This window comes from Streptomyces sp. NPDC002309 (genome assembly GCF_053593375.1).
In genome coordinates, this window is sequence record NZ_JBSFCI010000005.1 from 185,763 (window position 1) to 210,810 (window position 25,048).

Annotated in this window: 26 protein-coding genes; 13 read left to right on the forward strand and 13 right to left on the reverse strand. The window is 71.1% G+C overall.

Going from position 1 to position 25,048, the window contains the following annotated elements:
- The 3 genes from pstC to ACWCPM_RS06795 form a co-directional block, all read right to left on the reverse strand.
- Positions 1-1,005 carry a phosphate ABC transporter permease subunit PstC gene (gene pstC, locus ACWCPM_RS06785; RefSeq protein WP_450975053.1) on the reverse strand — a complete coding sequence of 335 codons (1,005 nt, stop codon included), beginning with the start codon at positions 1,003-1,005 and terminating at the stop codon, positions 1-3.
- 11 nt (positions 1,006-1,016) lie between these two features.
- The gene (locus tag ACWCPM_RS06790) at positions 1,017-1,649 is read right to left on the reverse strand and encodes a hypothetical protein (RefSeq protein ID WP_450975054.1); all 633 of its coding nucleotides are present in this window, start codon (positions 1,647-1,649) and stop codon (positions 1,017-1,019) included.
- A 405-nt stretch (positions 1,650-2,054) separates the two neighbouring features.
- Positions 2,055-3,002: a sensor histidine kinase gene (locus ACWCPM_RS06795; protein ID WP_450975092.1), complete on the reverse strand. Its 948-nt coding sequence runs from the start codon at positions 3,000-3,002 to the stop codon at positions 2,055-2,057.
- A 288-nt stretch (positions 3,003-3,290) separates the two neighbouring features.
- On the opposite strand from ACWCPM_RS06795, the gene ACWCPM_RS06800 reads away from it, so the two are divergent.
- The 3 genes from ACWCPM_RS06800 to ACWCPM_RS06810 all read left to right on the forward strand — a co-directional run bounded on the left by ACWCPM_RS06800 (position 3,291) and on the right by ACWCPM_RS06810 (position 6,840).
- The gene (locus ACWCPM_RS06800) at positions 3,291-3,776 is read left to right on the forward strand and encodes a cation:proton antiporter regulatory subunit (RefSeq protein WP_450975055.1); all 486 of its coding nucleotides are present in this window, start codon (positions 3,291-3,293) and stop codon (positions 3,774-3,776) included.
- Positions 3,777-3,780: 4 nt separating this feature from the next.
- On the forward strand, positions 3,781-5,004 hold the full coding sequence (locus ACWCPM_RS06805) for a cation:proton antiporter (protein ID WP_450975056.1): 1,224 nt from the start codon (positions 3,781-3,783) through the stop codon (positions 5,002-5,004).
- Between the two features lie 465 nt (positions 5,005-5,469).
- Complete coding sequence (locus ACWCPM_RS06810; RefSeq protein WP_450975057.1) at positions 5,470-6,840, forward strand: hypothetical protein; 1,371 nt, start codon at positions 5,470-5,472, stop codon at positions 6,838-6,840.
- 151 nt (positions 6,841-6,991) lie between these two features.
- On the opposite strand, the gene ACWCPM_RS06815 is transcribed toward ACWCPM_RS06810, so the two are convergent.
- Positions 6,992-7,396, reverse strand: coding sequence for a pyrophosphohydrolase domain-containing protein (locus tag ACWCPM_RS06815; RefSeq protein ID WP_450975058.1), 405 nt, complete (start codon positions 7,394-7,396; stop codon positions 6,992-6,994).
- A gap of 84 nt (positions 7,397-7,480) precedes the next feature.
- Between ACWCPM_RS06815 and ACWCPM_RS06820 the strand changes: the two genes are divergently transcribed.
- Positions 7,481-8,476 carry a TAXI family TRAP transporter solute-binding subunit gene (locus ACWCPM_RS06820; RefSeq protein WP_450975059.1) on the forward strand — a complete coding sequence of 332 codons (996 nt, stop codon included), beginning with the start codon at positions 7,481-7,483 and terminating at the stop codon, positions 8,474-8,476.
- Here the strand turns inward: ACWCPM_RS06820 and ACWCPM_RS06825 are convergent.
- Both ACWCPM_RS06825 and ACWCPM_RS06830 read right to left on the reverse strand, forming a co-directional pair.
- Entirely contained in the window at positions 8,466-9,872 is a 1,407-nt protein-coding gene (locus tag ACWCPM_RS06825; protein ID WP_450975060.1) for a sensor histidine kinase, read from the reverse strand. The two genes, ACWCPM_RS06820 and ACWCPM_RS06825, sit on opposite strands and share 11 nt — an antisense overlap.
- A 9-nt stretch (positions 9,873-9,881) precedes the next feature.
- On the reverse strand, positions 9,882-10,568 hold the full coding sequence (locus ACWCPM_RS06830; protein ID WP_450975061.1) for a response regulator transcription factor: 687 nt from the start codon (positions 10,566-10,568) through the stop codon (positions 9,882-9,884).
- 314 nt (positions 10,569-10,882) lie between these two features.
- Here ACWCPM_RS06830 and ACWCPM_RS06835 point away from each other — a divergent pair, with 314 nt between their 5' ends.
- The 8 genes from ACWCPM_RS06835 (at position 10,883) to ACWCPM_RS06870 (ending at position 17,708) form a co-directional block, all read left to right on the forward strand.
- Positions 10,883-11,659 (forward strand): amino acid ABC transporter ATP-binding protein, encoded by a 777-nt coding sequence (locus ACWCPM_RS06835; protein WP_180686041.1) that lies wholly within the window; start codon positions 10,883-10,885, stop codon positions 11,657-11,659.
- Between the two features lie 121 nt (positions 11,660-11,780).
- The gene (locus ACWCPM_RS06840) at positions 11,781-12,626 is read left to right on the forward strand and encodes a glutamate ABC transporter substrate-binding protein (RefSeq protein WP_450975062.1); all 846 of its coding nucleotides are present in this window, start codon (positions 11,781-11,783) and stop codon (positions 12,624-12,626) included.
- A gap of 116 nt (positions 12,627-12,742) precedes the next feature.
- Complete coding sequence (locus ACWCPM_RS06845; RefSeq protein ID WP_450975063.1) at positions 12,743-13,420, forward strand: amino acid ABC transporter permease; 678 nt, start codon at positions 12,743-12,745, stop codon at positions 13,418-13,420.
- Positions 13,417-14,325 carry an amino acid ABC transporter permease gene (locus ACWCPM_RS06850; protein WP_450975064.1) on the forward strand — a complete coding sequence of 303 codons (909 nt, stop codon included), beginning with the start codon at positions 13,417-13,419 and terminating at the stop codon, positions 14,323-14,325. Before ACWCPM_RS06845 ends, ACWCPM_RS06850 begins: the two co-directional genes overlap by 4 nt.
- Before the next feature lie 269 nt (positions 14,326-14,594).
- Complete coding sequence (locus ACWCPM_RS06855) at positions 14,595-16,331, forward strand: FAD-dependent monooxygenase (protein WP_450975065.1); 1,737 nt, start codon at positions 14,595-14,597, stop codon at positions 16,329-16,331.
- A 131-nt stretch (positions 16,332-16,462) separates the two neighbouring features.
- On the forward strand, positions 16,463-16,534 hold the full coding sequence (locus ACWCPM_RS06860) for a putative leader peptide (protein ID WP_322747027.1): 72 nt from the start codon (positions 16,463-16,465) through the stop codon (positions 16,532-16,534).
- A 79-nt stretch (positions 16,535-16,613) separates the two neighbouring features.
- On the forward strand, positions 16,614-17,234 hold the full coding sequence (locus ACWCPM_RS06865; protein WP_450975066.1) for a cysteine dioxygenase: 621 nt from the start codon (positions 16,614-16,616) through the stop codon (positions 17,232-17,234).
- 66 nt (positions 17,235-17,300) lie between these two features.
- On the forward strand, positions 17,301-17,708 hold the full coding sequence (locus ACWCPM_RS06870) for a rhodanese-like domain-containing protein (protein WP_450975067.1): 408 nt from the start codon (positions 17,301-17,303) through the stop codon (positions 17,706-17,708).
- Between the two features lie 224 nt (positions 17,709-17,932).
- On the opposite strand, the gene recX is transcribed toward ACWCPM_RS06870, so the two are convergent.
- From recX to ACWCPM_RS06890, 4 genes are all read right to left on the reverse strand, one after another.
- Positions 17,933-18,739, reverse strand: coding sequence for a recombination regulator RecX (gene recX / locus ACWCPM_RS06875; RefSeq protein ID WP_450975068.1), 807 nt, complete (start codon positions 18,737-18,739; stop codon positions 17,933-17,935).
- Positions 18,740-18,742: 3 nt separating this feature from the next.
- A complete protein-coding gene (gene recA, locus ACWCPM_RS06880) occupies positions 18,743-19,870 on the reverse strand; it encodes a recombinase RecA (RefSeq protein WP_450975069.1) in 1,128 nt (375 codons plus the stop codon).
- 390 nt (positions 19,871-20,260) lie between these two features.
- The gene (locus ACWCPM_RS06885; RefSeq protein ID WP_450975093.1) at positions 20,261-21,676 is read right to left on the reverse strand and encodes an AI-2E family transporter; all 1,416 of its coding nucleotides are present in this window, start codon (positions 21,674-21,676) and stop codon (positions 20,261-20,263) included.
- A gap of 162 nt (positions 21,677-21,838) precedes the next feature.
- Positions 21,839-22,033: a DUF3046 domain-containing protein gene (locus tag ACWCPM_RS06890; protein WP_450975070.1), complete on the reverse strand. Its 195-nt coding sequence runs from the start codon at positions 22,031-22,033 to the stop codon at positions 21,839-21,841.
- Positions 22,034-22,113: 80 nt separating this feature from the next.
- Here ACWCPM_RS06890 and ACWCPM_RS06895 point away from each other — a divergent pair, with 80 nt between their 5' ends.
- The gene (locus ACWCPM_RS06895; RefSeq protein ID WP_450975071.1) at positions 22,114-23,058 is read left to right on the forward strand and encodes a hypothetical protein; all 945 of its coding nucleotides are present in this window, start codon (positions 22,114-22,116) and stop codon (positions 23,056-23,058) included.
- A 10-nt stretch (positions 23,059-23,068) separates the two neighbouring features.
- Here ACWCPM_RS06895 and ACWCPM_RS06900 read toward each other — a convergent pair whose 3' ends face one another.
- Genes ACWCPM_RS06900 through ACWCPM_RS06910 form a run of 3 tightly spaced genes read right to left on the reverse strand, consistent with a single transcriptional unit; the run spans position 23,069 to position 24,959 of the window.
- Entirely contained in the window at positions 23,069-23,377 is a 309-nt protein-coding gene (locus ACWCPM_RS06900) for an AzlD domain-containing protein (RefSeq protein WP_450975072.1), read from the reverse strand.
- Positions 23,374-24,096, reverse strand: a complete 723-nt coding sequence (locus ACWCPM_RS06905) for an AzlC family ABC transporter permease (protein ID WP_450975073.1) — start codon at positions 24,094-24,096, stop codon at positions 23,374-23,376. The genes ACWCPM_RS06900 and ACWCPM_RS06905 overlap by 4 nt, the downstream gene beginning before the upstream one ends.
- Positions 24,003-24,959: an AraC family transcriptional regulator gene (locus ACWCPM_RS06910; RefSeq protein WP_450975074.1), complete on the reverse strand. Its 957-nt coding sequence runs from the start codon at positions 24,957-24,959 to the stop codon at positions 24,003-24,005. The genes ACWCPM_RS06905 and ACWCPM_RS06910 overlap by 94 nt, the downstream gene beginning before the upstream one ends.
- Between the last annotated feature and the right edge of the window lie 89 nt (positions 24,960-25,048).

Consider the following 25,048-nt stretch of genomic DNA (forward strand, 5'->3'; position numbering starts at 1 on the left):
TCAGGCCTCCGCCCCGACGCCCGAGCGGCCGCGGGCCGCGATCGAGGACGCTATGAAGTTCACGACGAGGGTCAGCAGGAACAGCGCCAGGCCGGCGGCCATCAGCGCCGACATGCCGAACTCGCTGGCTGATCCGTAGCGCAGCGCGATCAGTGCGGAGACGGAGTTGGTGCCGTTCTGGAGCACGTGCCACTGCACGGTGAAGACCGGCGAGATGATCATGTAGACCGCGATGGTCTCGCCGAGCGCGCGGCCCAGGCCGAGCATGGTGCCGCCGATCACGCCGCCCCATCCGAACGGCAGGACGACCGTACGGATCATCCCCCACCGGGTCGCGCCCAGCGCGAACGCGCCCTCGCGCTCACCGGGCGGTGCCTGCGAGAACGTCTCCCGCATCACCGAGCAGGCGATCGGCGTGACCATCAGCGCGACGACGACCGCGGCGATGAACGTCGAGGACGTGTACACGGTCATCGTCTGCAGCGGATCGTGCGGGTCGACGCCGTGGACCTCGAAGAGCGGGATCCAGGAGAGGTACGTGGAGATCCAGCGCGCCAGTCCGGTGATGTGGCCCTGGAGGAAGAAGGCGCCCCACAGGCCGTAGACCACGCTGGGCACCGCGGCCATCAGGTCGACGAGGCTGATCAGCGTCCGCCGCACGCGCCTCGGCGCGTACTCCGAGATGTAGAGCGCGGTGCCCAGGGCCAGCGGGAGCGCGATGAGGATCGCCAGGGTGCCGATGAGCACGGTGCCGGTCAGCACCGCGGCGATGCCGAAGTTCCGTGAGTCCGGCTCCCAGGCGGCCGTGCTCAGGAAGGACCACCGGGCGACACCGAGCGCCTGGTAGGCGCGGTACGTCAGGAAGACGCCGACCAGCAGCATGATCGCCAGCACCAGGGCACCGCTGCCACGGGCGGTGCCCCGGAAGAGCCGGTCCGCGAACTCGCCCCTGCCGCGCAACGCCCGCGGCACGTCCTCGACGCCGGCCCCGGTCACGTCGTGCACACCCGCGCTCATCAGGCACCCGCCGCGAGCGGGACGACGGGGGTCGTCATGGAGGCCCTACCGCGGGTGACCGTCTTGGACGGCATCACGCCGGGACCCGGCAGTGCGCCGGAACCCGGCAGCGCGTCGGGGTGGAGCAGCGGGTCGGGGCGCCGTAGAGCGTCGGGGCGCCGCAGCGCGACCGGACGCGGCAGCCCCTTGGCGCCTTCCTCGGGCTCTTCTCGCGTAGACCTCGGCCGTACGGGAGCGCGCAGCGCACCACCCCGCGTGCGCGGGCGCCCCGCCGTCGGTTCCGTCAGTTGCGCCAGCGGAACAGCGTCCAGGAAGTGCGTCAGGTTGTACTGGCATTCGCGGTACCGGTGATAGGCCCGCCCGGCGACGGCGACGGTCTGACCATCGATTTCCAGCCGCCATGTCCATGTGACCGCCGAGTCCGACATCGTCAGAACCCCGCGCGCCGTCCCCACGTTCTCCCGCAGCCGGGCCACCGACGTCCGGCACTCCTCGTAGGAGCCGAACACCCCTGGACTGCGCCCGAGTTCACGGTTGTTGGCGCCCACCATCCGCCAGCCGACCGGCTCCTCGTCCCCCTCGGGTCTTCGAAGCGATTCCCGCACCACGTACAGAAAGCGCGGCGTAGCCATCGTCACCACCCCATCTCCCCCTCCGCGCGGGCGTCCCTTTTTCGCCACGCGCCGAGCACCTCCCCAGGTGCACTTGACAGTCGCGGGCTTGTGTAGGGCTTGTGAGCACAAAGAGGTGAAGGCCGAACGGAGGGAAAATGAACGAGAAACTCGCCGGAATCCAGGGCGGAGCAATCGCGGCGGTGGCGGCCCCGGGGCGCGCCGGGAGAAGCCCGAGGTCGGCGAGGCCTGAGGAGGAGATGCCTCCGTCGAGGAGCCGGTCGCCCCCCATCAGATGGCACACGCATTCAAGTGACCGTGGGGCCGGCCCGGGGCCCACTCCGGACCGCCACGCCGACTCCGGACCACCCCGGCCGGCTCCGACCGCCCCGGCGTGCGACCGCCTCCGCCACCCCGGCGCCGACATCACAGGCCCCCGTCGGCCATGGGTATGCGCAGCCGTATCTCCGTGCCCTGCCCCGGAGCGGGACCCAGCGTCAGCGTCGCGCCGACGAGGAGCGCGCGTTCCCGCATCCCGCCGATCCCGGCCCCTTCCGGCGCGCTGCCGAGCCCCTCGCCGTTGTCGCGGACACGCAACTCGACGCCCCCGGCCACCGGACCGAACCTGACCTCGGCGCGGTCGGCACCGGAATGCCGCGCCGTGTTGGTCAGCCCTTCCTGGGCCACCCGGTACACCACCAGTTCGGTCTCCTCGTCCAGCGGCGGCAGATCCCCGCGGACGTCGTGGCGGACCGTCAGTCCATGAGCGGAGAACTCACCGGCCAGCGCCCGCAGCGCGCTGGCCAGGCCCAGCTCCTCCAGCACCCCCGGCCGCAGCCGGCGCGCGATACGCCGGATCTCGTCGAGCCCGGCCCGGGTCGCGTCCTGGGCCTGGCCGACCTCCTCCCGCAGTTCCCCGGGCGCCACGTCGGCGACCCGCTTGAGCTGGAGCAGGACGGCGGTGAGCGTCTGCCCGACCTCGTCGTGGAGCTCGCGCGCGATGCGGTGGCGTTCCCGCTCCTGGGCGGACAGCGCCCGTGCCGCGCTGGCCGCGCGTTCTGTCTCCAGCCGGTCCAGCATCGTGTTGTACGTCGTGATGAGCACCGCCGTCTCCACCGGCCCGGAGACCTCTGCGCGGGCACCCGGCCGCAGCAGATCCGCGGTGGCCATGGCCCGGCCCAGACGGCCCAGCGGGGCCAGGCCCACACGCAGGACGGCCGCGTTGACCGCGAGCAGCACGGCGAGACCGCAGACCACGACCAGTACCTCGCCGGGCAGCACCGGGGTCGACACCGTGACGGGGCCGAGCAGCAGAGCGGTGGCGACGAGGAGGCCGAGGGCGTTCAGGGAGAAGATCCGCCAGAACAACGACACGCCGGTACCGACCCCCTTCCCGGTTCTGGCCGACAGCACCCCTCTGACCAGCCTCTCCGCTCCGCGCCGCCGCTGTCCATCCGTGCTGACACCCATGTCGCCACGGTACGGCCGGATGGCAGCATGGCGGGGCCGAGGGCTTCCGGGCGGCTTCCCGGACGGCCGCCACCGCGGTCGGCGACCGGGCGGGCGGAGCGATCCTCACAGCCCCGGGTGCTGCCATCGGCACAGCCACCGGCAAAGCGATCAGCACAGCCACCAGCAAGGCGATCAGCAAGGGGAAGAATCGTGTCCGCTCCACGCCTCAGGGCGACGCCGCTGCCGGGCATCGGGGTCCAGTACGACCTCGTCACCCGGGAACACCGCCACCTGTCCGTGGTGGCCCACCGCGACGGCACCCGGACGGTCAACGTCTACCGGTCCGACGACCCGGACTCCTGCGCCCAGTCGCTGCACCTGACCACCGCGGAGGCCGGTGCGCTGATCGACGCGCTGCAGCCGTCGCACCACAGTTACAACGTGCTCTCCACCACCGACCTCGGCCTGGTGGCCGAGCGGATCGAGGTGGGCGCGACCACGCGCTGGAACGGCCGGGTTCTCGGCGACACCCGGATGCGGACCGAGACCGGTGCGTCCGTCGTGGCGGTATTGCGCAGGGCCGAGGCGATCCCGTCCCCGACACCGGACTTCCGGCTCGCGGGCGGCGACACGTTGATCGTCATCGGCACCCGTGAGGGCGTCGAGGCCGCCGCGGCGATACTCGGGCAGGAGTGAGCCGGTGCACTCCGCGGTTCTGCTGATCGAGTTCGGTTCGATCCTCCTGGGCCTCGGCCTGCTCGGCCGGATCGCCGGCCGACTGGGCTTCTCCCCCATCCCCCTCTACCTGCTCGCCGGGCTGGCCTTCGGCGAGGGAGGGCTGCTGCCGCTCGGCGCGAGCGAGGAGTTCGTGGCCATCGGCGCCGAGATCGGCGTCATCCTGCTGCTGCTGATGCTCGGCCTGGAGTACACGGCCAGCGACCTCGTCACCAACCTCAAGGCCCACTACCCGGCCGGGCTGGTCGACTGCGCGCTCAACGCCCTGCCCGGCGCTGCCGTCGCACTGCTTCTCGGGTGGGGCCCGGTGGCCGCCGTCGTCCTGGCGGGCGTCACCTGGATCTCGTCCTCCGGTGTCATCGCGAAGGTGCTCGGCGAACTCGGCCGGATCGGCAACCGCGAGACGCCCGTGATCCTCAGCGTGCTGGTCCTGGAGGACCTCGCGATGGCCGTGTACCTGCCCATCATCACCGCGCTGCTCGCGGGGGTCAGTCTGGCGGCGGGCAGCGTGACGCTGGCGATCGCGCTGGGCGTGGCGGGTCTGGTGCTCTTCGCGGCGGTGCGCTACGGGCGCGTCATCTCGCGGTTCGTCTCCAGCGACGACCCGGAGAAGCTGCTGCTGGTGGTCCTCGGGCTGACGATCCTGGTCGCGGGCATCGCCCAGCAGCTCCAGGTGTCGGCGGCGGTGGGCGCGTTCCTGGTCGGCATCGCGCTGTCGGGAGAGGTCGCCGAGGGCGCGCACACGCTGCTCAGCCCGCTGCGCGACCTGTTCGCCGCGGTGTTCTTCGTCTTCTTCGGTCTGCACACCGACCCGGCGAGCATCCCGCCGGTCCTGCTGCCCGCCCTCGGCCTGGCCGTCGTCACCGCCGTCACCAAGATCGCCACGGGTTACTGGGCGGCACGGCGCGCCGGCATCTCCGTGAAGGGTCGCTGGCGCACGGGCGGCGCGCTCGTGGCCCGCGGCGAGTTCTCGATCGTGATCGCCGGCCTGGCGGTGACGGCCGGCATCGAACCGTCCCTGGGCCCGCTGGCCACGGCGTACGTCCTCATCCTGGTCGTCATCGGCCCCCTCACGGCCCGCTACACCGAGCCGATCGCGATGCGCTGGACGCGCCGGCGCACCAAGGAACCGTCCGCTCCGGTACGACGTGAGGAGGACATCCGGACGGAGGCTCCCGTCGGGGACTGAGGTCCGGGCCCGGTCCGGGTGACCGTGGACTGAGGAGCGGCGCCGCTGGAGCCATCGCATCGCAGGGGCCACGCGGCATCGCAGGGGCCACGGCATCACAGGAGCCACGCGGCGCCCCAGGAACCACGGCGTCACAAGAGCCACCCGGCGCCCCAGGAGCCGCGGGATCCGCTGGAAGCGGCGTCGCCGGCGCTCGGGTGGGGCGGCGTCGCTGCCGCACCGGCGTCGCTCCTCCCGGCGTCACCCCTCCCGGCATCCCCCGGCATCCCCCGGCATCTCTCTCCGGCGTCACCCCGAGGGCGGCATCGCTGGAATCGTGTCAGTGGCCCAGGTCACCTCGGAGTGTGCCCGGAACATGGAGTTCCGGTGGTTCAGGCGTGGCATGCTCATGCATTGTTACCGACGAGTAAGAACGCGTGCTCCCGGTTCCTCCCATGCCACCCCCCACCACCCCCAGGACTCACCTTGCGCAGACGCAGTCAGCACACGCGTGCCCTCCTGCCCGTCCTGTCCGCAGCAGCCCTCCTCCTTGCCGCCGGCTGCTCTTCGCTGCCGGAAGCGGACGGCCGCCCGACGGCCGAGCGGACCCACCAGGCCCCTGTCGGCAAGGACGGGCCCGCGGCGGACGGCGAGCCGCTCGCCGTGGCCGCCGCCCCCGCCGACGCCCCGAACGCCACCGCGACGCCGGGCGCACCCGGCACACAGGCCAAGGCCCGCACGACCAGCCTCACCGTCGACTCCTACGACAGCCGGACCCGTCGCGCCGTCATCTCCGCCCCGGCCGAGCCCGGTTCAGGACCGTCCGCGTCCCCCGGCCCCGCCGTCGGTGACGTCATCGCCAGCGCCCCCGCGCCCGGCGCGCCGGACGGACTCCTCGCCAAGGTCACGAAGATCGTCGGCGAGCGGGGCGAGGGCACCGAGGTGCAGACCGCGCCCGCCACCCTCGACGCCCTCCTCGGCGACGACACGGCTCGCGGCTCCGTCCCGGTCGACCCGGACGACTTCGACGTCGACAAGTTGCTCCCCGACGTCGAGGTGTCCTGGTCCAAGTCGGGCGACGTCCACGCGGGCCCCGAGGGCGTCACGGTCCCGCTCGGGAGCCTTCGCCTCGACGTACGGGCCGAACTCCCGGCCGTGGCAGGCACGCCGGCGTCGGCCGTGGCATCCGTCTCCGGTCATGTCCAGGTCGCCCCTCAGGTCGACTTCCGCTACGGCGGCCAGGGCACCGGCGCCGCCCCGACCTTCGCGTACCTCGGTGTGTCCGGGGAGTGGACCTCCGGCTGGGCCCTGCGGGGCCGCGCCGACCTCTCCCCGGCACCGCTGCGGATCCCCTTCGCCAAGCTGCACGCCGACCCGGTGCTCCAGGTCGGCCCCGTCCCCGTCGTGGTGAACCTCGACCTGACCTGCTATCTCCTGCTCAGCGGCGACGGCCGGATCACCGTCGACGTCGAGCAGAGCCTGAAGGGCGACTTCAAGGCGGGCGGCACCTTCGGAATCGCCGAGGGGTGGACACCGGTCAGCGAGTCCACGATGACCGGCACGCCGGTCCGCACGTCCCTGACGACCGCCGGGAACGTGCGGGCGACACTGGGCGCCGAGGCGTCCGTCGGTCTCTACGGCACCCTCGGCGTCGCCGCCGACCTGGCGCCGTACCTGCGCGGCGAGGCGACGGCCACGGCCGGCACCCCCGCCGTCTGGAGCCTGTACGGCGGCATCGACCTCACCGGCACCCTGCACGTCCAACTGTCGATCTTCGGCACACCGGTGATCCGGCACAGCATCCCGCTGGGCAGCCTGCACCGGGAGTGGAAGCTCGCGGGCAGCGACTCGGCGTGAGGGCGGGCCCGGCGGTCCGGCTCATGCGCCCCGACGCGAGCCGGACCGCCGGGCGCCTGCCCGACCAGCGGTCGCGTGCCGACGCCCGACGGTCACCCGGCCCGCCCCCGCCGTCACGCCGTACGCCCACCGCATGCCCCGGCCGGCGGCCTCACGCCCCCTCCGCCCGCCACCCCTGCCTGCGCAGTACCGCCGCCACGTCCGGTGCCTCGTAGTGCTCCCCCTTGAGCACCTTGCCGTCCGCGCGCCGTGTCACCCGGCCGTCGGGGCCCAGCTTCGTCATGTTGGAACGGTGGATCTCGGATATCACCGCGTCCAGGTCGATGCCGTGCACCAGAGCGGTGCCGTAGGCCACGTAGACGACATCGGCCAGTTCGTGCGCCAGCTTGTCGAGGGGGCCGGTCACCGACACCTCGGCGACCTCCGCGGCCTCCTCGGCCAGCAGCTCGCCGCGGTGCCCGGCCAGTCGCGGCGACACCTCCGTCGGGACGGCACGGGCGTCGAGACCGAAGGCGTGATGGAACGCGCGGACCAGGTGGGCGGGCGAGGAGCTCATACCCGAAACACTATCGACCCCCTCTGACACCCCCTGTGATTCCCGCCCTGGCCAGCAGTCCTGCGGACTGGCAGGATCGCGCGCATGCCCAGAGCCCTCCCCCGTATCGGCACGCGCCGCGCCCTGCAGAGCACGGCCGCCGGAGCCGTCGCCCTCGGCCTGCTGCTGTGGTGGCTGCTGCCGCTGGGCGAGGAACCCCCGAGAGGCTCGATCACGTTCAGCACCGGCACGCCGCGCGGTGTCTACCAGGAGTACGGCACCCTGCTGCGCACCGAGTTGTCCAAGGACATGCCGAACCTCCAGGTGCGGCTGCTGACGAGTGACGGCTCCCAGGAGAACGTCGCGCGCGTGGCGACCGGCGAGGCCGACTTCACCATCGCGGCCGCCGACGCGGTGGAGACGTACGAACTGAACAAGGGGCCGGGCGCGGACGGGCTGCGCGGGGTCGCGCGGCTGTACGACGACTATGTGCACCTGGTCGTGCCCCGCGACTCGGACATCCGCTCGGTGGAGGACCTGCGCGGCAGGCGGGTCGCCATAGGACTGCCCCACTCAGGCGTGCGACTGATCGCCACCCGAGTACTGAAAGCGGCGGGTATCGACTCACAACAGGACATCACGCCCATGTCCGACGGCATAGACACCGGCCCGGCCCGGCTCGAACAGGGCGAGATCGAGGCGTTCTTCTGGTCCGGCGGGCTGCCCACGGACGGACTGCTGGAGCTGGCCGAGAAGTTCACGTTCCGCTTCGTTCCGATCGACGCGGACTTCGTCTCCGAGCTGCACCGCCAGGGCCCGGCGACGCACCACTACCGCGCGACCAACATGCCCGAGTCGGCGTACGGGGCCCGCGGCGACGGCACCGTGGCGACGATGGCGGTGTCGAACGTACTGATCACCCGCGAGGACATGGACCCCGAGCTGACCGAGTGGGTGACCCGGACGGTGATCAAGAGCCGCGACGGCATCGGGGCGCACGTCCACTCCGCCCAGCTGGTCGATCTGCGCACGGCCATCTACACCGACCCGCTGCCCCTGCACGACGGCGCCCGGCGCTACTACCGCTCCGTCAAGCCGTAGGCCAGTTGCGGGGCACGGTCAGCGTCACCTTCAGCCCGTGCGGCGCGTGGTGCGCGTAGGAGATCGAGCCGTCGGCCGCCGCGAGCAGGGCGCGTGTGATGGACAGCCCGAGCCCGGAGCCCTTCACGTTCTGGTGTCGTCCGCTGCGCCAGAAGCGGTCTCCGACCCGGGCCAGTTCCTCGTCGGTCAGACCGGGCCCGCGGTCGGCCACCACCACCGTCGAGGTCTCGCCGTTGGAGGCGACGGTGACCTCGACGCACTCGCCCCCGGGCGTGAACTTCACCGCGTTGTCGATCACCGCGTCCAGCGCGCTGGACAGCGTCACCGGGTCGGCCCACGCCGTCGTCGCGGGGCAGTCCCCCACGAGCCGTACACCCTTGGCCCGGGCGGTCGGCGACCAGGCGTCGACCCGCTCCGCCGTCAGCGCGCCGATGTCGGTGAGCCGGAGATCGGCCCCGGCGTGCTCGGCGAGCGCCAGGTCGAGCAGGTCGTCCAGAACCCGCGCCAGGCGCTTGCCCTCCGTCTGCACGGAGGCGATCTCCTCGTTGCCCTCGGGCAGTTCGAGGGCGAGCAGCTCGATGCGCAGCAGCAGCGCGGCGAGCGGGTTGCGCAACTGGTGGGAGGCGTCGGCGACGAAGGCGCGCTGCTGCTCCAGCACGTCCTCGACGTTGTCCACCATCTCGTTGAACGACCGGGCGAGGCGGCGCAGCTCCGGCGGCCCGCTGGCCACCGCGACACGGGACTTCAGACGTCCGGTGGCGATGTCGTGGGCGGTGGCGTCCAGGACGCGTACGGGCCGGAGCACCCAGCCGGTCAGCCGCAGCGCGGCTCCGACGGCCAGCAGCATCGCGGCGGTCTCGCCCGCGGCGATGACCATCCAGCCGTACAGGATCTTCGAACGCATCTGGCCGGTGGGCGAGTCGGTGACCACGGCCGCGACGACATCACCGTCGCGGATGACCGGCGAGGCCACGACGAGCCTGCCGTCCTGCCAGGGCCACACCTGTGGCGGGTCGTCGCTGCGGCGGCTCAGCAGGGCCTCGTCGAAGGCCTCGCGCACGTCGCCCTCCCGGGGGAGGGACCACTCCGTCGGCGCATGGGCCATCGAGGTGTCGTTGGCGTAGAAGACGCCGACGCGGATGCCGTAGACCTCGTGGTAGCTGTCGAGTTCGCGGCTGAGCGTCTCCAGGCGCTCGTCCGGCTCGGTGCGACGGGACCCAACGGGAGAGGCCGTGACGAACTGGGCGAGGGCCGCGAAGAAGGCCGTGTCGTCGATCCGGTCGACGACCACCTTCTGCTGCTGGGCGGCGGCCACGCTGACGGCCAGCGGGACACCGAGCGCCAGCAGCACGGCCGCCATCAGGACGATCAGCAGCGGCAGCAGACGTGCGTGCACCCGGACCCGCTAGGCGGCCGGGGCGACGAGCCGGTAGCCGACGCCGCGCACGGTCTCGATCAGGGCGGGCATCCTCAGCTTGGCGCGCAGGGACGCGACATGGACCTCCAGGGTGCGCCCGGTCCCCTCCCAGCTGGTGCGCCACACCTCGCTGATGATCTGCTCCCGCCGGAACACCACCCCGGGCCGCTGCGCGAGCAGGGCGAGCAGATCGAACTCCTTGCGCGTCAGTTGGACGACCGTTCCGTCCACCGTGACCTGGCGGGTGTGCAGTTCGATGCGTACGGCGCCCAGCAGCAGCGCGGTCTCCCCGCCCGAGGCGGGATCCTCGTGAGCGGTGCGCCGGCTGACGGCGTGTATCCGGGCGAGCAGTTCGCCCGTGTCGTACGGCTTGACCACGTAGTCGTCGGCTCCGAGGTTGAGGCCGTGTATACGGGAACGGACGTCGGAACGCGCGGTCACCATGATCACCGGAGTGCTGGTGCGCTTGCGGATCTTGCCGCACACCTCGTAGCCGTCCTGGTCGGGCAGTCCGAGATCGAGCAGGACGACACCGAAGCCCGCCCCCTCCGGGACGAGCGCCTGAAGCGCCTCCTCGCCGCTGCGCGCGTGCGTCACGTCGAACCCGTGCCGTGCGAGAACCGCCGACAGAGCGGCGGCGACGTGGTTGTCGTCCTCGACAAGGAGCAGTCTCATCCCGGCCTCCTTCGGTTCATCGGCAGTACGGACTCGGTCGGTACAAAAGTCGCTGGGCAGCGAGTCGGTGCACGAAAAGGGTGCACGCGCGCGTGCACCAAGGCAGTCACGCCGATGGATAAGGACGGCGTCAAGAGGGTTCGGGTTGCGTGGGCCTTCCGTTATCCGGCCGATACACGTCACGCCCTTCGTGCTACCACCCGTGTCCGGCTGCTACCGGATCGTGATACTCAAATTCGCCTCAGATGTAATGACGCAGGTCGCATGGGGTAGCTACTGTCCTCCGAAACCGAGGAGGACGGAGCCCGAGAGCGATGACCGAAGTATCGGTGGCCAAGGAAGATGTGGCCGCGACCGGCGAACTGGTCGTCCTGAAGAGCGTCAACAAGCACTTCGGCGCGTTGCACGTACTCCAGGACATCGATCTGACGATCGCACGCGGCGAGGTCGTCGTGGTCATCGGACCCTCAGGGTCCGGAAAGTCCACCTTGTGCCGCACCATCAACCGGCTGGAGACGATCGACTCCGGCTCCATCACCATCGACGGCAAGCCGCTGCCCGCGGAGGGCAAGGCCCTGGCGCGGCTGCGCGCCGATGTCGGCATGGTGTTCCAGTCGTTCAACCTCTTCGCGCACAAGACCGTGCTCGAGAACGTGATGCTGGGCCAGATCAAGGTCCGCAGGACCGAGAAGAAGCAGGCCGAGGCGAAAGCCCGGGCCCTGCTCGACCGGGTCGGCGTGGCCTCGCAGGCGGACAAGTACCCCGCACAGCTCTCCGGTGGCCAGCAGCAGCGCGTCGCGATCGCGCGGGCCCTGGCCATGGACCCGAAGGTGATGCTCTTCGACGAGCCGACCTCGGCCCTCGACCCGGAGATGATCAACGAGGTGCTGGAGGTCATGCAGCAACTCGCCCGTGACGGCATGACGATGATCGTCGTGACGCACGAGATGGGCTTCGCCCGCTCCGCGGCGAACCGCGTGGTGTTCATGGCGGACGGCCGCATCGTCGAAGAGGCCGTGCCGGACCAGTTCTTCAGCAACCCGCGCAGCGACCGCGCCAAGGACTTCCTGTCGAAGATCCTCCACCACTGACCGTCACTCGTCGCATCGCTCAACCCGCACCACGCACTTCGCATCACGCACTTCGCACCTCGCGACGAGTGCGTCTCCCGCACGGGACGGCCCTCCACTTCACCACGCAAAGGATGTTCACATGAAGCTCCGCAAGGTCACCGCCGCGGCGGCCGCCGCGATCGTCCTGTCCCTGACCGCCACCGCGTGCGGCGGCGGCGACGGAGACTCGGACTCGGGTTCGGGTTCGGGTGGCGGCGAGAAGATCAAGATCGGCATCAAGTACGACCAGCCGGGTCTCGGCCTGAAGGAGCCGGGCGGCTCCTTCTCCGGCTTCGACGTGGACGTGGCCACCTACGTGGCCAAGGAACTGGGCTACGAGGCCGACCAGATCGAGTGGGTCGAGACCAAGAGCGCCGACCGTGAGAACGCCCTCTCGCGCGGCGACGTGAAGTTCATCGCGGCAACCTACTCGATCACCGACGAGCGCAAGGCGAAGGTCGACTTCGCCGGCCCGTACCTGCTGGCCCACCAGGACCTGCTGGTCAAGGCGGACTCCGACATCAAGGAGGGCACCGACCTCAACGGCAAGAAGCTGTGCTCGGTGACCGGCTCCACCTCCGCTCAGAACGTGTCGGACACCATCGCTCCCGAGGCCCAGCTGAAGGAGCTCGGCACCTACTCGGAGTGCATCGCCGGCCTGCAGAGCGGCGCCGTCGACGCGGTGACCACCGACGACTCGATCCTCGCCGGCTTCGCCTCGCAGGAGCAGTACAAGGGCGAGTTCAAGCTCGCGGGCCTGAAGCTGAGCAACGAGAACTACGGCATCGGCGTCAAGAAGGGCGACTCCGAGACCCTGAACAAGATCAACGAAGCGCTCGAGAAGATGGTCGGCGAGAAGGCCTGGGACAAGGCCGTCGCGGACAACTTCGGCCCGGCGGGCTACCAGAACGAGCCCGCGCCGAAGATCGGCACCATCGTTTCGTAACGCGGGATTCCGCACAGCCAGCGGAGTGCTACGCAGGCGCGCCGCCGCCGTCCCGGCGGCGGCGGTGCGCCCTGCCCGCAACGTTCGTCACACACCACCCGGAAGCGCGGGAGATCGTGTTCGACTTTCTTTCTGACTATGACGACCCGAGCCTGTTGGGCGCCTTCTGGGTGACGGTGCAGCTCACCGTGTTCTCCGGCATCGGCTCGCTGGTCTGGGGCACGCTGCTGACCGCGATGCGGGTCAGCCCGGTCCCGCTGATGCGCGGCTTCGCCACCGCCTATGTGAACATCGTCCGGAACATCCCCCTGACCGTCATCATCATCTTCACCTCGCTCGGCCTGGCCGACATCTTCGGGGTGACGATGGGGGCGCCGGACAACTTCGACGTCCAGGGCTTCCGGCTGGCGATCCTCGGTCTGGTCGCCTACACCGCAGCCTTCGTGTGTGAAGCGCTGCGGTCCGGCATCAACACCGTGCCCGTCGGGCAGGCCGAGGCCGCCCGCGCCCTGGGGCTGAACTTCACTCAGGTGCTGCGGCTGATCGTGCTGCCCCAGGCGTTCCGCGCGGTCATCGGCCCGCTGGCCAACGTCCTGATCGCGCTGACCAAGAACACCACGGTGGCAGCGGCGATCGGCGTGGCGGAAGCAGCGCTGCTGATGAAGGAAATGATCGAGAACGAGGCTCAAACCCTGCTGATCGGCGCGGTCTTCGCCTTCGGTTTCGTGGTACTGACCCTGCCCACCGGCCTGTTCCTCGGCTGGCTGAGCAAGCGACTGGCGGTGAAGCGGTGACCTCGGTTCTGTACGACGCCCCCGGCCCCAAGGCCAAGCGGCGCAACCTCATCCTCACGGTGGTCTTCATCACCCTGCTCGCGCTGCTCCTGTGGTGGGTCTGGCAGGTCCTGGACGACAAGGGCCAGCTGGAGTGGGCCCTGTGGAAGCCGTTCACCCAGGGTGAGGCCTGGACGACGTACCTGCTGCCCGGCCTCGGCAACACATTGAAGGCCGCGGCGCTCGCCATGGTGATCGCGCTTCCGCTGGGCGCGATATTCGGCATCGCACGCATGTCCGACCACCGGTGGGTGCGTGTCCCGGCCGGCGCGGTGGTGGAGTTCTTCCGGGCGATCCCGGTGCTGCTGCTGATGCTGTTCGCCAACGAGATCTACGCCCGCTCCACGGACGTCAGCAGTGACGACCGGCCCCTGTACGCGGTCGTCACCGGCCTGGTCCTCTACAACGCCTCGGTCCTCGCTGAGGTCGTGCGCGCCGGCATCCTCGCCCTGCCCAAAGGTCAGACCGAGGCCGCCCAGGCGATAGGCCTGCGCAAGAGCCAGACGATGAGGACCATCCTGCTGCCGCAGGCCGTCACCGCGATGCTCCCGGCCATCGTCAGCCAGCTGGTCGTCATCGTGAAGGACACGGCGCTCGGCGGCGTGCTGCTGAACTTCAGCGAACTGGTCAGCGCGCGTGGCACACTCGCGGCCTTCTACGCGAACGTCATCCCCAGCTTCATCGTCGTCGCGATCATCTTCATCGTCGTGAACTTCGCCCTGACCAGCTTCGCGGCCTGGCTGGAGGCGAGGCTCCGGCGCAGCAAGAAGAGCACCGGCGCCGTACTCGGAGCCGAACAGGTGGACGAGCTCAACGCGGCCGAGGTCGGAGGTACCTTCGGCACCGGCGCCGACAGCCGCCTCTGAGACCGGGCGGCTTCCGCCGGAGGGAGAGTAAGCGGCTTCCGGCTGAGGAGGAATGGGCGGCTTCCGTCCGAGGAAGGGTCAGCGTCTTCCGTCCGAGGGTGAGTCGGCGACTTCCGTGACACGAGGGGCAGTGGCATGATCGCCACTGCCCCTCGTCACTTGACGCAAGCACCGGCAATGGGTTGCATACGTTCTGTGATCGTGCACCCTGCTCCAACCTCCTGTTCACATACGTCTCCAGAGGCACCGCTGCGGACAGGGAGCGCCGCGTGGATCCGGTGATCATCGTCGGAGCGGGGCCCGTCGGGCTCACGCTCGCCCTGGCGCTGGCGCGTCAGGAAGTGCCGTCCGTCGTCCTGGACGAGGGCCCGGGCAAGGACGAACCACGGCTCGCCCGCACCCTCGTCCTGCGCGAGGACACGGCCGCGCTCATGGAACGGCTCACCGGGGTCCCGCTCGCCGAGGCCGGGACCCGTTGGGCCGGATGGCGGTCCATGCGGCGCAAGCAGGTGGTTCGGGAGATCACTTTCGAGGACCCCGGCGACGGCGGTGCCTCCGGCAGCTCCCTCGGCGGGCACCCCCACTCGGGCGCCGTCGAACCCGACAGCTACCGCCCGGCGGATCCGGGACACCGGCTCAGCTCGGACTACGCCGTGACCACCGGCGCCGCTCCCGAGCGGCCGCCCCTCCACCTCGCCCAGCACGTCCTCACCGACGCCCTGCGCGCGGCCGTCCACCGTGAGCCCCTCGCCGAGATCGCCGTGGACAGCAGGCTCGACACCATCGAGCAGGAGACCACCGGTGTCACCGCCCGCACCAGGGGCCCCAACGGCACCTGGTGGCGCGGCAGTTATCTGGTCGGCTGCGACGGCCCCCGCTCGACCGTGCGCAAGCTCCAGGACATCCGCTTCCCGGGCCGTACGGCGGTGGAACGCTATGCCGTCGCCGCACTCCGGGCTGAACTCCCTTGGCCGGGCCGCGCGTTGCTCCACCGCACGCCACCGTGGCGGACGTCGGGCCCCTCGTCCGGAGAGATCACCGCACGCCCGCTCCCCGACGGCGTCTGGCGGATCGACTGGCTGCTGCCGCCCGGCAAGGACCTGGTCACGCCCGAACTCCTGGTGAGCCGCGTCCGGGAGACCCTCGCGGGCTGGACCGGCGGCTCCACCCCGCCGTACGAACTGCTGGACACCGGCGTCCACACCGTCCACCACCGCCTGGCACGCCGGTGGCGCGTCGGCCGGGTCTTCCTCGCGGGGGACGCGGCCCACCTGCTCGGCGCACTCGGCACGCAGGGGCTCGAGGAAGGACTCAAGGACGCCGACAACCTCGCCTGGAAGCTGGCACTGTCGTGGCACCACGGGCCTCGCGAGAACCTTCTCCAGAGCTACCAGACCGAGCGCCGCGCGATCGTCGCCGCCCGGCTGCGCGCCGCCGACCAGATGCTGCCGTTGCTCCGCGGAGGCGGCGCCCTGCGCGCCTATGTCCCCGGCACGAGCCGGGGCCACGACGCGCTGCTCACCGACGGCCATCTGGGCCGCGGGCCACTGGGCGAGACCTCCGCCTACGCCGACTCGCCCCTCGCAGCTCCGCCCATCGACGCACGGGTCCCGGTCGAGACGCCCCCGGGTGCGCCGGTGACGGATGTGCGGGTCACGGCGGAGGATGGTTCCTTCGTACGACTGCGCGACCGGCTCGGGCGCGGCGCGCTGCTCGTCGTACTGATCGCCCCGGGCACCGGCGTGTGGGAGCGCAAGCACTGGGTGAGCGCCGGGATCATGCCACGGCTCGCCGCCGCCGTCACGGCGCTGCCGCACCCGGCGGAGCTGCTGGTCGCCGAGCGCTACCCGGGCGCGTCCGCCCACACGGTGCTCCTCGTCCGTCCCGACGGACACCTGGTCACCGCCCTGAACGGCGTTCGCCCCGCCGATCTGTACGCGGCCGCCGAGGCGGCTCTCGGCGGCCCGGCGAAGGCGCCGGCGGAAGCCACCGCGGGCTCCCGCTGACGCCGGTTCCTCTCGGGCGCCGGGCTCGTCCCGCTCTCTCTCCGCCACCCTGCCGTCTCTGTCCGCAGGGTGGCGGAGAGTTGACCGGTCCGGACCGGCGTGGTGTACTCCGGATCGTGACCGACACCTGTGTGCGCCTGTGGCGGAGGGTCCATATGGACCTCATCCGCTATGCGGGTTGCGTGTGTCGCCCCTCCTGCTGATCTCGCATTTCTCCCTTCGCGCGCGCCGCTGACGCCCCGCCGTGCGCGCTCACGCGAACGCTCATCAGGACGGTGCACGTTGTCTGTCTCCCCCTCCGCTTCCGTAACTGCCTCCGCTTCCGCAGCCGCTTCGGGGGCCCTTCCCCCTTCCGCGCTCGCGGGCCCCGCCACCTCGGGGTCCCCGTTCGCTCCTGGGTCCGGCGCTGCCGCTCCGACACAGGCCGATCTCCTCGACTTCGTCCGGCGCACGGCCGCCGACGACGCGTTGGTCGACTCGCTTCCGCTGGACCTGGAGGGCCGTACCTGGGTACGGCTGGAGGGGCCTGGCGGCAGCGAGGCCTGGCTCATCGGCTGGCCGCCCGGCACGGGCACCGGCTGGCACGACCACGCCGACTCCGTCGGCGCCTTCCTCACCGCCCGTGGCGCACTCAAGGAACACTCTCTCGCCGCGCGACTGCCCACGGACGGCTGGAAGACCCTGGAGCTCAGCGAGGACGTCGACCGCGAGCGTCTCCTGCCGGCGGGCCGGGGCCGCTCCTTCGGCCGCCACCACGTCCACGAGGTGCTCAACGAGTCCTCCGAACGGCACGCCGTCTCCGTGCACGCCTACTATCCGCCGCTGCCGCGGATCCGCCGCTACAGCCGGGCCGGGGACGTACTGCGGCTGGAGCAGGTCGAACGGCCGGAGGACTGGCAGTGAGGCCCCGCACGATGTGCCATGGAGCCGGTGGACACGCGGGTCACATACGGGTGTTGAGGAGGGGCGATGAGCGGTGAGCCTAGGGTGCCGGTGGGCATCGACGAGTTGCTGGAGCGGGTGCGCGAGAGGTACGCGCGGATCGCACCGCAGGAGGCGTACGAGGCCGCCCGGCGCGGCGAGGCCCTCCTCGTGGACATCCGGTACGAGGCCCTGCGTGAGCGCGACGGGCTGATCCCCGGCGCCCTGGTGGTGGAGCGCAACGAGTTGGAGTGGCGCCTCGACCCGCTCGGCAGCCACCGCCTTCCCGAGGCCACAGGCCATGACCTGCGCGTCGTGGTCGTCTGCAACGAGGGTTACGCGTCCAGCCTCGCGGCGGAGTCCCTGCACCGCCTGGGGCTGCACCGGGCGACCGATCTGACAGGCGGCTTCCAGGCTTGGCGAGGTGCGGGCCTGCCCGTGACGGCCCACCCGTGACGCCCGCCTCGCAACCTTCGCCCGCCTGAAACGCCGCGCAGGGCGCTGGCCTCCAGGGCACTTCGAACCCCCAGGGCAACGTGGTGCGCCCCAAGGCCTCGACGCCCCTCGGGCCACGAGGTGTCAAGGCGTCCAAGCCCTTCAGACCCACGTAGCGTCCAGCAGCGCCGGCGCTACGTGACGTCCAGCTGCCCACGCTCCAACGCCATCGAACCCGGCGGCGCCTAGAAGCCCTCCTCCGCCAAGAACTCCGTGTCCTCCCCCTCTTCCTCCAACGCCCGCCGGACCACCCGCAAGGCCATTCCCTCGGGATACCCCTTCCGCGCGAGCATCCCCGCCAGCCGCCTGAGCCGCTTGTCACGGTCGAGGCCGCGGGTGGAGCGCAGCTTGCGGGCGACCAGCTCGCGCGCCGTCGCCTCCTCCTGCTCGGTGTCGAGCTGGGCGACGGCCTCCTCGATCAGCGTGGAGTCCACCCCCTTGGTCCGCAGCTCCTGAGCCAGCGCCCGCCGGGCCAGCCCCCGGCCGTGATGCCGGGACTCCACCCAGGCATCGGCGAAGGCACTGTCGTTGATCAGCCCGACCTCTTCGAACCGCGACAACACCTCCTCGGCCACGTCGTCCGGGATCTCCCGCTTTCGCAGGGCGTCCGCCAGCTGCTTTCGCGTACGCGGGGTCCCGGTGAGCAGGCGCAGGCAGATCGCCCGTGCCCGCTCAGCCGGGTCCCCTGGAGACTCCTCCTGCTCGGCCCTCGACAAGGAGAAGGTGTCCCCGTCCTCTGCGGACGAGTCCGCGATGTCCCGCCGGCGACGCCCGCGCCCCCGTCGCGCGCCGGCCTCGCCACGCTCCCCGCGACCGCCGCGAGTCCGGCCGCCCTCGCTCGCACCCGTACCGGTGCGCGAGCCGGCGTCCTGCCGGTCCTCACCCTGCCCGGCCCCGGCAAAGCCCCCCTCGCCCGCGTTCCCCGGATCCGGCTCCCTGGGGATGCCGGAGGCGGGGTATGCGTACTCGGCCCAGTCGGTTCGCCGTGTCACGGGTCAGCTCTTGGCAGCCGCGGCCTTGGTCTTGGCGGTCTTCGCCGCCGGTGAGGCCGGCGCCGCCTTGGCCGGGTCGTCCGCGGGGGCGGAGACCGCGGCGTCCGTGCCCGGCTCAGCCGTCGGCTGTTCCGGCCGCACGCCCACGCCCAGCTTCTCCTTGATCTTCTTCTCGATCTCGTTGGCCAGGTCGGGGTTGTCCTTCAGGAAGTTGCGCGCGTTCTCCTTGCCCTGGCCGAGCTGGTCGCCCTCGTACGTGTACCAGGCGCCTGCCTTGCGGACGAAGCCGTGCTCCACACCCATGTCGATCAGGCCGCCCTCGCGGCTGATGCCCTGGCCGTAGAGGATGTCGAACTCGGCCTGCTTGAAGGGCGGCGCGACCTTGTTCTTGACGACCTTGACGCGGGTGCGGTTGCCGACCGCGTCCGTGCCGTCCTTCAGGGTCTCGATGCGACGGATGTCGAGTCGCACCGAGGCGTAGAACTTCAGTGCGCGGCCACCGGTCGTGGTCTCCGGAGAGCCGAACATCACACCGATCTTCTCGCGCAGCTGGTTGATGAAGATCGCGGTGGTCTTGGACTGGTTGAGCGCGCTGGTGATCTTCCGCAGGGCCTGGCTCATCAGACGGGCCTGCAGACCCACGTGGCTGTCGCCCATCTCGCCCTCGATCTCCGCGCGCGGGACGAGGGCGGCGACGGAGTCGATGACGATGAGGTCGAGAGCACCGGAGCGGACCAGCATGTCCACGATCTCCAGGGCCTGCTCGCCGTTGTCCGGCTGGGAGAGGATCAGGTTGTCGATGTCGACGCCGAGCTTCTGCGCGTACTCGGGGTCGAGGGCGTGCTCCGCGTCCACGAAGGCGACCTGACCGCCGGCCTTCTGCGCGTTCGCCACCGCGTGCAGGGTCAGGGTCGTCTTGCCCGAGGACTCCGGGCCGTAGATCTCCACGACTCGGCCGCGCGGCAGGCCGCCCACGCCGAGGGCCACGTCGAGCGCGGTCGACCCGGTCGAGATGACCTCGATGGGCTCCTTCGTCCGGTCGCCCATGCGCATGACCGCGCCCTTGCCGAATTGCCGTTCAATCTGTGCGAGCGCGGCTTCGAGGGCCTTCTCGCGGTCGGTTCCTGCCATGGGTTCCACCCGGTTTGCTTGAGTCGATCGCTTCACGTCAAAGACGCTAACGCCTGCCACTGACAATGCGCCCCGACGCCGGTCCGGCCTGTGGATAACTCGGGCACTTCTGTGTCAAATACCTGTGGAAATCCTCGCCGAGAGCCTCACCGGAGCCTCCATAAGAATGGATGTTCGATTTTCGTGTCAAGCTCGCCACTCGGCACCTCCGAGACTACGACCGCGCGCTGACACCGGGCCCGGGTTTCCTCCCCACCGCCCTGCTGCGGCAGGGCCCGGAGCACGTCCGCCAGGGTCCGAGGCGTGGATGGGGCCCTGCTCACGGCTGTCCGCCCCGGGGCCTCACGGCTGTCGCTCCAGGGCCTCACCGCTGTCGCCCCGGGGCCGCGGCTACGAACGCTCGTCGTCCGCGGAGCCTTCCCCCGAAGCACCCGAAGCACCCGAAGCACCCGCATCCCGCGAGGCCCCCGAGCCACCCGAACCCTCTGCGGCATCCGGTTCCCGCGAGGCGCCAGAGCCCCCCGAGCCACCTGCATCCCGCGAGACGCCCGAACCCCACGTGCCACCCGAGCCACCCGAGCCCCCCGAATCCAGCGAGGTCCCGGAACCGCCCGAGGTCGGTGAACCGCCCGAGTTCCCCGAGACACCCGCACCCCCATCCGCCCGTCCCCCCGGCTCCCCGGGCTCCGCGACCCGCTGCCGCCCCCACACCCGTCGCGCGCGGGTGACCAGCCCCGTCCCCGGGGCATTCCTCCGGTGCCCGTGCACCCGAGGGTCGTCGGTGACGTCGTACCGCTTCACGTACGCACCGAGGAACGCCTGGAGCGTGGCGACCGCCGGGATGGCGATCAGCGCGCCGACGGCCCCGAGCAGGGCGGTACCCGCGACGACCGACCCGAAGGCGACCGCAGGGTGGATGTCGACGGTCTTGGAGGTCAGCTTGGGCTGCAGCACGTAGTTCTCGAACTGCTGGTAGATCACGACGAAGATCAGCACCCACAGCGCGTACCAAGGATCGACCGTGAAGGCGATCAACATGGGCAGGGCGCCCGCGAGATACGTACCGATGGTGGGGATGAACTGCGACACCAGCCCCACCCAGACGGCCAGCACGGGCGCGTACGGAACGCCGAGGCTCTCCAGCAAGATGTAGTGCGCCACTCCCGAGATGAGCGCCATCAGACCGCGTGAGTACAGATATCCGCCGGTCTTGTTGACGGCGATCTCCCACGCGCGCAGCACCTCGGCCTGCCGGGCGGGCGGCAGCACGGAGCAGAGCGCGCGGCGCAGCCTCGGACCGTCGGCGGCGAAGTAGAAGGCGAACAGGGTAATCGTCAGCAGCTGGAACAGGCCGCCCAGGACCTGCGCGGACACGTCGAGGACACCGGTCGCGCTGTTCTGCACGTAGTTGCGCAGCCAGTCGGAGCGGAGCACGCCCTCCTGGATGTCCACGCGTCTCAACTCGGTCTTGAAGTGGGCGTTGATCCAGTTGATGACGGAGTCGAGGTAGTCCGGGAAACCCTCGACCATCGTGATGATCTGGCCCGCGAGCATCGAGCCGAGCAGGGTGACGAAGCCCGCCGAGACGATCATCACGGCGAGGAAGACCAGAGCGGCGCCCAGCCCCCGGCGCGTTCCGCGCGAGGCCATCCAGCTCACGGCGGGTTCGATGGCGAGAGCGAGGAAGAACGCGATCAGGATGTTGATCAGCAGGCCGGTGAGCTGGTGGAAGGCCCAACTGCCCAACTGGAACACGGCGACCAGGGCGAGCGCCAGCACCATGGCGCGCGGCAGCCAACGCGGCATGCGCCCCCCGGGCGTGACGCGACCGCCGGCCGGGGGCCGGACCGGCGGCGTCATGCCGGAGGGGGAGGTGTGCGGGGCTGCCTGTCCTGTCTCGTCTGCCACGATGCAAGTCTCACTCACGCCACGGACAATCGGGTGACGTCCTGTGATCTTCCTGACCGGTCAGCGCCTTTCCTGCGGGACGTTCATGACCACGCAGACCACACGCCACACTTCCTTGGCCTCCCAGCCGGAGTCGAGCGCCTGGTGCACGGTACGTTCGCCGAGCTCCGACATCACGTGATCACGCGCGAAGGTCTCGGCGTATCCCGTGCCGAAGTGCTCCGCCATCCGCTCCCAGAAGACCGTCAACCTCATGACATCAGTATCCCGCCCCTGAGAGTGGGCCCGAGCCGGGAGCGCCTGCCGAGACCGCTTTCCGTCCTACGGTCTGAGCCATGGCCGAAACAGGAGCTTCACCACTCCCCCCGACGCCCCCGGCGCACTCCCCGCTGTTCCGCGCCGAGCAGTTCGTCTGGCTCACCGCGCGCGTGCTGGAGCAGCGCCTCTTCGCGTACCACTTCCTCCACGGCGGCGCCGACCCGGTGGAGACGGCACTGGACGCCTACCTCAACCAGGACGGCGGATACGGCCACGCCCTGGAACCCGATCTGCGCGGTCCGGTCAGCCAGCCCCTGCACACCGCGCACGCCCTGCACGCGCTGGACGCGATCGGGCGCTGCGGCGGCCAGCGCGTGGAGCGGGTGTGCCGCTATCTGACCTCGGTCTCGACTCCGGACGGCGCCCTGCCGGCGGTGCATCCCAGTCAGCGCGGCTATCCGACGGCCCCCTTCGTGCCCGTCGTCGACGACCCGCCCAGCGAACTCCTCGCCACCGGGCCGGTGGTGGGCGTCCTGCACCGCAACGAGGTGTGGCACGCCTGGCTGTTCCGGGCCACGGACTTCTGCTGGCAGGCCGTCGAGTCCCTGGAACGGTCCCATCCCTACGAGATCCAGGCGGCGGTGACCTTCCTGGACTCGGCGCCCGACCGCCCGCGCGCGCAGGCGGCCGCCGACCGTCTGGGGCGCGTGGTCCGCGCACAGCGCCTCGCCGCCCTCGATCCCGGCCACCTGGACGACTTTCCCGTCGCTCCCGGGTACGCGCCCGGCGAGCACCACTTCCCGCACGACTACGCGAGGACGCCGCACTCCCTCGCGCGCGCGTGGTTCACCGACGACGAGATGGAACGTTCCCTGGACTTCCTGGCGGGGGAGCAGCAGCAGGACGGCGGCTGGCCGATCAGATGGCGCCGGTGGGCCCCCGCACCCGCGCTGGAGGCACGCCCCCTGGTGACGATCCAGGCCCTGCGCACGCTCAGGTCCTACGGCCGCGCCATCGGCTGACCCCGGTTCGTCAGCCACCGAGCGCCCGCACCCCTGCCGTCACCACCACGGCCGCCGCGACGACCAGCAGGAAGGGTGCTCGCAGGATCAGCGCCACGGCAGCCGCGGCGACCCCCGCGGCCCGGGCGTCCAGCACCAGCACCCGACCGTCGGCGAACGTCTGCTGCGCGGTGAGGGCGGCGAGCAGGGCGACGGGCAGCAGCGCGGCGAGCCGCTTGACGAGAGGCCGCTCCAGCACGCCGGCCGGCACCAGCAGACCGGCGAGTTTCACGGCGTAGCAGCTGACGGCGGTCACACCGATCGCCATCCAGACGTTCACCGGCTCTCCTCCCGTCCGGCACGGCGCCCACTCGCCCACAGCACCACCGGCGCGGCCAGCGCGGCCACCAGCACCGGAAGGCCCGCGGGCAGCACCGGCAGCAGTCCGAGTCCCAGAAGCACCGCGAGCCCGGCGACGACCCGCTCGGTCCCGCTCGTCAGCATCGGCGCGAGCAGCGCCAGGAAGACCGCAGGCCCGGCCGCGTCGAGCCCCCATGCGGCGGTGTCGCCGAGGGCCTCCGCCCCCAGCGCCCCGAGCAGCGTGGTCAGGTTCCACAGCACATACAGGGTGAGCCCCGTCACCGTGAACCCGATCCGGACGCTGCGCCGCGTGGGCTGCGCCAAGGCGACCGCCGCCGTCTCGTCGATCACCCACTGCGCGGCGAACGGGCGCACCGCGCGCGGGAGGGCCAGCAACTGCGACAGACGCAGCCCGTAGAAGGCGTTGCGCACGCCCAGGAAGAAGGCACCCGCAGCCGCGGTGAACGGATTCCCGCCCGCGGCGAGCGCCCCCACCAGCGCGAACTGGGAGGCGCCGGTGAACACCAGCAGACTGAGCGCACATGTCTGCCACAGGGTGAGCCCGCTGCCGGCCGAGGTCACCCCGAAGGCGAACCCCGACAGTCCTACGGCGACTCCGACGCCGAGGGCGTCCCGTACGACGGCGGCATCCGGCCTTCCGTCGGCTTGTATGTCTGCGAGAGCTGTCTGATCTGCCACGCGTCGGACGGTAGGCGCGGCCGCCGAGCCGCGTCTTGTACGTTCTTGCGCTCCCGCTGGTAGGCCCCCGGCGGCACACCCACGATCCGGCTGAAGTGCCGGTTCAGATGCGGCTGGTCCGTGAATCCGACCAGCGCGGCGACCTCCGCGGGCGCCGTCCCCCCGTCCAGCAGGCGCCGGGCACGCCGCACCCGGGCATCGGTCAGCCAGGTGTGGGGCGGCATGCCGTACGACTCCCGGAAGGCACGCAGCAAGGCGAACGGACCCGTGCCCAGTTCCTCCGCGAGCCTCTCCAGACTCGGCGGCTCGGCCATCCGCACCTCCAGCACCTCCCGCGCGCGTGCGGCGACGCGCGCCCCCGCCGTCCGGACCTCGCGCTGCGGCACCGCCCCTCCGTTCGCCCGCAGCAGCCGGGTCACCGCGACCCGCAGGAGTGTGTCGGCGGCGAGGGCGTTCCCCTCGTCGGCGGCGCGCAGCACCTGGTGCACCAGTCCCACCGCGTACGGGTCCTCCAGCACGGGCCGCACGAACCCGGGCGTCCCACGGATCACCGTCGTCTCGGCGGCGATCTCCGCCACCAGGCCGGGCGAGGGGTAGACAGCTCCGTAACGCCACCCCTCGGGCACCCCCGCCCGCCCGGTGTGCGGAGTGTCGGGATTGACCAACGCCAGCGCCCCTGCCCCCGCGTACTGATCGCCCCCTCCATGATGGAAGACCTCCACCCCGTCCGCGATCGCCGCGATCACGAAGTGCTCGTGCGTGTGCCGCACAAAGGTCTTCCGCACGTACCGGGCCTGCAGCAGATCCACACCGGGCAGCTCCGGGTACCGCCAGTGCCGCGCACGCTCACCACCCGAGGTCATGCCCTCATTCTCCGCCACGGCTCCCGGCGGATCGCGCCCTCGGACCAAACCCCCAGCTCAGCCCCGTTGTCAGTGCCGAGGTGCAGGAT